The sequence below is a fragment of the Streptomyces zinciresistens K42 genome (assembly GCF_000225525.1).
GTDB lineage: Bacteria > Actinomycetota > Actinomycetes > Streptomycetales > Streptomycetaceae > Streptomyces > Streptomyces zinciresistens.
Genome location: NZ_AGBF01000347.1, coordinates 1 through 3963, shown reverse-complemented (window position 1 = coordinate 3963; position 3963 = coordinate 1). Strand labels below are relative to the sequence as shown.

Sequence of the window (3963 nt, the reverse complement as noted above, 5' to 3'; positions counted from 1 at the left end):
ACGTCCGCCGCCCGGTGCCGGTCCCTCGCGTACGGCGCGTGCGGGCCCGTCCGGCCCGTAGGCGCGGTGGCCGCCGTTCGTGCCGCCGGGGCGTTCGTCGTCCGCCCGTACGGCGTGACGGCGGAGCCGGGGCCTTCGCCGCCCGGTGCCGGTCCCTCGCGTACGGCGCGTGCGGGCCTCGTCCCGGCCCCGCGTACGGCGCGTGCGGGCCCCGTCCCGGCCCCGCGTACGGCGCGTGCGGGCCTCGTCCCGGTCGGTGGCGCGGCGGCACGGGTCACCGCCGTCAGGGCGCGGGCCCGCCGCAGCCGCCGTGCACGCGTGCGTGCCATGGTGTGCGCTCCCCTCCTCGACGCGGCGCCGGGCGGCCCCGGGCCCCGGATGCACCCGGTGACGGACCGGTACGCCTCTGTCACCCTCTCGTGGCGCCAGAAGCCGCCACAACCACGCCTGCGGGGCCGAAATCGGCCATATCGCCCGGGGTGGTCGCGCGCGGCGACGTGAGGGCCGCACCCCCGTGCGGCCCCTGGCCGCGGTCGCCGTCCGCCCGGGTGCCTTCGGCCCGACGCGCCCGGCCGCCGCAAATCGCACGCTGGTGACGAAGCCCCGCATACCGCTACCGTCGGGGGCGATGACGGGACCCACACCGCCGTGTGTCCCCCTGCCACGCGCTGCCCGAGGTGGAAAGTGAAGGCGATCCGTCGGTTCACCGTCCGTCCAGTCCTCCCCGAACCCCTCCGGTCCCTGAGCGACCTGGCGCGCAATCTGCGCTGGTCCTGGCACACCGAGACCCGTGACCTCTTCCGCCGCGTCGACCCCGGCAACTGGGCCGCCTCGGGCGAGGACCCCGTACGGCTGCTGGGCGGCGTCGCGCCCGGCCGGCTCGCGGAGCTGGCCGGGGACGAGGACTTCCTGCGCCGGCTCGCGGCCGTCGCCGCCGATCTCGACGACTACGTCACCGGAGAGCGCTGGTACCAGACGCACTCCGCCGAACTGCCCCGCGCCATCGCCTACTTCTCGCCCGAGTTCGGCATCACGGCCGCCCTGCCCCAGTACTCCGGCGGCCTCGGCATCCTCGCCGGCGACCATCTGAAGGCGGCCAGCGACCTCGGCGTGCCCCTGATCGGGGTGGGGCTGCTGTACCGGCACGGCTACTTCCGCCAGACCCTCTCCCGGGACGGCTGGCAGCAGGAGCACTACCCGGTCCTCGACCCCCACGAGCTGCCGCTCGCGCTGCTGAGGGAGCCCGACGGCACCGCCGCCCGCGTCTCGCTCGCGCTGCCCGGCGGCCGGTCGCTGCACGCCCGGGTCTGGCTGGCCCAGGTCGGCCGCGTCCCGCTGCTGATGCTCGACTCCGACGTCGAGGAGAACGACCTCGGCGAACGCGGGGTGACCGACCGGCTCTACGGCGGCGGCAGCGAGCACCGGCTGCTCCAGGAGATGCTGCTCGGCATAGGAGGGGTGCGGGCCGTGCGGACGTACTGCCGGCTCACCGGCCACCCCGACCCCGAGGTCTTCCACACCAACGAGGGCCACGCCGGCTTCCTCGGCCTGGAGCGCATCGCCGAACTCTGCAACGGCGGGCTGGACTTCGACTCCGCGCTGGAGGCGGTGCGGGCCGGCACCGTCTTCACCACCCACACCCCCGTCCCGGCGGGCATCGACCGCTTCGACCGGGAGCTGGTCGCCCGCCACTTCGGGCCCGCCGCCGAACTGCCGGGCATCGAGGTCGGGCGCGTCCTCCAGCTCGGCATGGAGACGTACCCCGGCGGCGAGCCCAACCTCTTCAACATGGCCGTGATGGGCCTGCGCCTGGGCCAGCGGGCCAACGGCGTCTCACTGCTGCACGGCAACGTCAGCCGGGAGATGTTCTCCGGCCTGTGGCCGGGCTTCGACCCGGACGAGGTGCCGATCACCTCCGTCACCAACGGCGTGCACGCGCCGACCTGGGTGGCCCCGGAGGTCTTCCGGCTCGGCGCGCGCCAGATCGGCGGCCGGCGCACCGAGGACGCGATGACCGTCGGCGGCTCGGAGCGCTGGGACGCCGTCGGCGAGATCCCCGACCAGGACATCTGGGAGCTGCGCCGGGGCCTGCGCGAGCAACTGGTGCGGGAGGTGCGGTCGCGGCTGGCCGCGTCCTGGCGCCAACGCGGCGCGGGAACGGCGGAGTTGGGCTGGATCGACGGGGTGCTCGACCCCGACGTCCTCACCATCGGATTCGCCCGCCGGGTCCCCTCGTACAAGCGGCTCACGCTGATGCTGCGCGACCGCGAGCGGCTGATGGACCTGCTGCTGCACCCCGAGCGGCCGGTCCAGATCGTGGTGGCGGGCAAGGCGCACCCGGCGGACGACGGCGGCAAGCGCCTGGTCCAGGAGCTGGTGCGGTTCGCGGACGACCCGCGGGTGCGCCACCGGCTGGTCTTCCTGCCGGACTACGGCATGGCGATGGCCCAGAAGCTCTACCCGGGCTGCGACATCTGGCTGAACAACCCGCTGCGCCCGCTGGAGGCGTGCGGCACCTCCGGCATGAAGGCGGCGCTGAACGGCTGCCTCAACCTGTCCGTCCTGGACGGCTGGTGGGACGAGTGGTTCCAGCCGGACTTCGGCTGGGCCATCCCCACGGCGGACGGCACCGCCACGGACCCCGACCGGCGCGACGACATAGAGGCGGCGGCGCTGTACGACCTGCTGGAGCAGCGGGTGACGCCGCGCTTCTACGAGCGCGGCGAGGCCGGGCTGCCCGACCGGTGGATCCAGATGGTCCGCCAGACCCTGACCCTGCTCGGTCCGAAGCTGCTGGCCGGGCGCATGGTCCGCGAGTACGTCGAGCGCCTCTACACCCCGGCCGCGCACGCCCACCGCGCGATGACGCCCGACGCGGCGCGTGAACTGGCCGCCTGGAAGGCCCGGGTGCGCGCGGCGTGGCACGGGGTGACGGTCGACCACGTCGAGACGTCGGCCGCGTCCCCCACGGCGGAGCTCGGCTCGACGCTGGGCCTGCGGGTGCGGGTCGGGCTGGGCGACCTCGGCCCGGAGGACGTGGAGGTGCAGGCCGTCTCCGGCCGCGTCGACTCCGAGGACCGTATCGCCGACGCCTCGACGGCCGCGCTGAAGCCCGTGGGCAGCCCCGACGCCGAGGGCCGCTGGGTCTACGAGGGCCCGCTGGCACTGGACCGGACGGGACCCTACGGCTACACGGTGCGCATCCTCCCCTCGCACCGCCTGCTGGCCTCGCGCGCGGAACTGGGCCTGCTGGCCGTGCCCTCGGAGGGCACGGGGGAGGGCGCCGGGGTGCTGATGCGGTGAGCGCGGTCCCGGGCCGGGGCGGTCCCGGCCCGGGGTCAGAACTCCGACAGCGGCCCGCACAGCCGCCGCACAGCCGCCCCGCACCGCCGCGCGTAGGCGTGCTGGAGGCCGCGGGTCGCCGGGCCGGCCGCCCGCGAGTACCACTTGGCCGCGCGGCTGAAGGCGTTCACCGTCAGCCAGACCGTGCCGTCGCCCGTGCGGTCCACGACGAAGGACTCCTCACCGCACTCGGGGTGGCCGGGCAGGGTGCCGTAGGCCCAGCCCGCGCGGCGGTGCTCCTCCACCGTCCAGACCACCCGGCACGGCGCCTTGATCATGCCGGCCAGGGTGAGCGTGACGTCGACGTCGGGGGCCGCGCGGTCGGCCGAGGCGTCGAGGGCGAGCCCCACGGCGCGGTGCATCTCCCAGGTCATGACCGCCTCGGCGGCCCGGCGGAAGACGTCCTCGCCCTCGCCTATGCGGGTGCGCACGTGCAGGGGGTGGAAGCCGGGCGGGCAGAAGCCGGGCTTGCGGGTCGCGCCGACGTCGTCGTACGTGAAGGACATGGGTCCCAAGAGTAGGGCGGCGGCCGGGGCCGGTCGCGCCCCGGGTGCCGCCCGCCGTGCCGTGCCGTCCCGCCGCGGCCGGCCGGCGTCGGCCGCGGACCGGCGGCGGCCACCG

Annotated in this window: 2 protein-coding genes; one reads left to right on the top strand and one right to left on the bottom strand. The window is 75.6% G+C overall.

What is annotated here, in order from left to right; genetic code table 11:
- Positions 1–684 precede the first annotated feature (684 nt).
- On the top strand, positions 685–3303 hold the full coding sequence (locus SZN_RS36020) for a glycosyltransferase family 1 protein (protein ID WP_007505355.1): 2619 nt from the start codon (positions 685–687) through the stop codon (positions 3301–3303).
- Between the two features lie 35 nt (positions 3304–3338).
- On the opposite strand, the gene SZN_RS36015 is transcribed toward SZN_RS36020, so the two are convergent.
- Positions 3339–3848, bottom strand: a complete 510-nt coding sequence (locus tag SZN_RS36015; RefSeq protein ID WP_043735030.1) for a DUF1990 family protein — start codon at positions 3846–3848, stop codon at positions 3339–3341.
- Positions 3849–3963 lie beyond the last annotated feature (115 nt).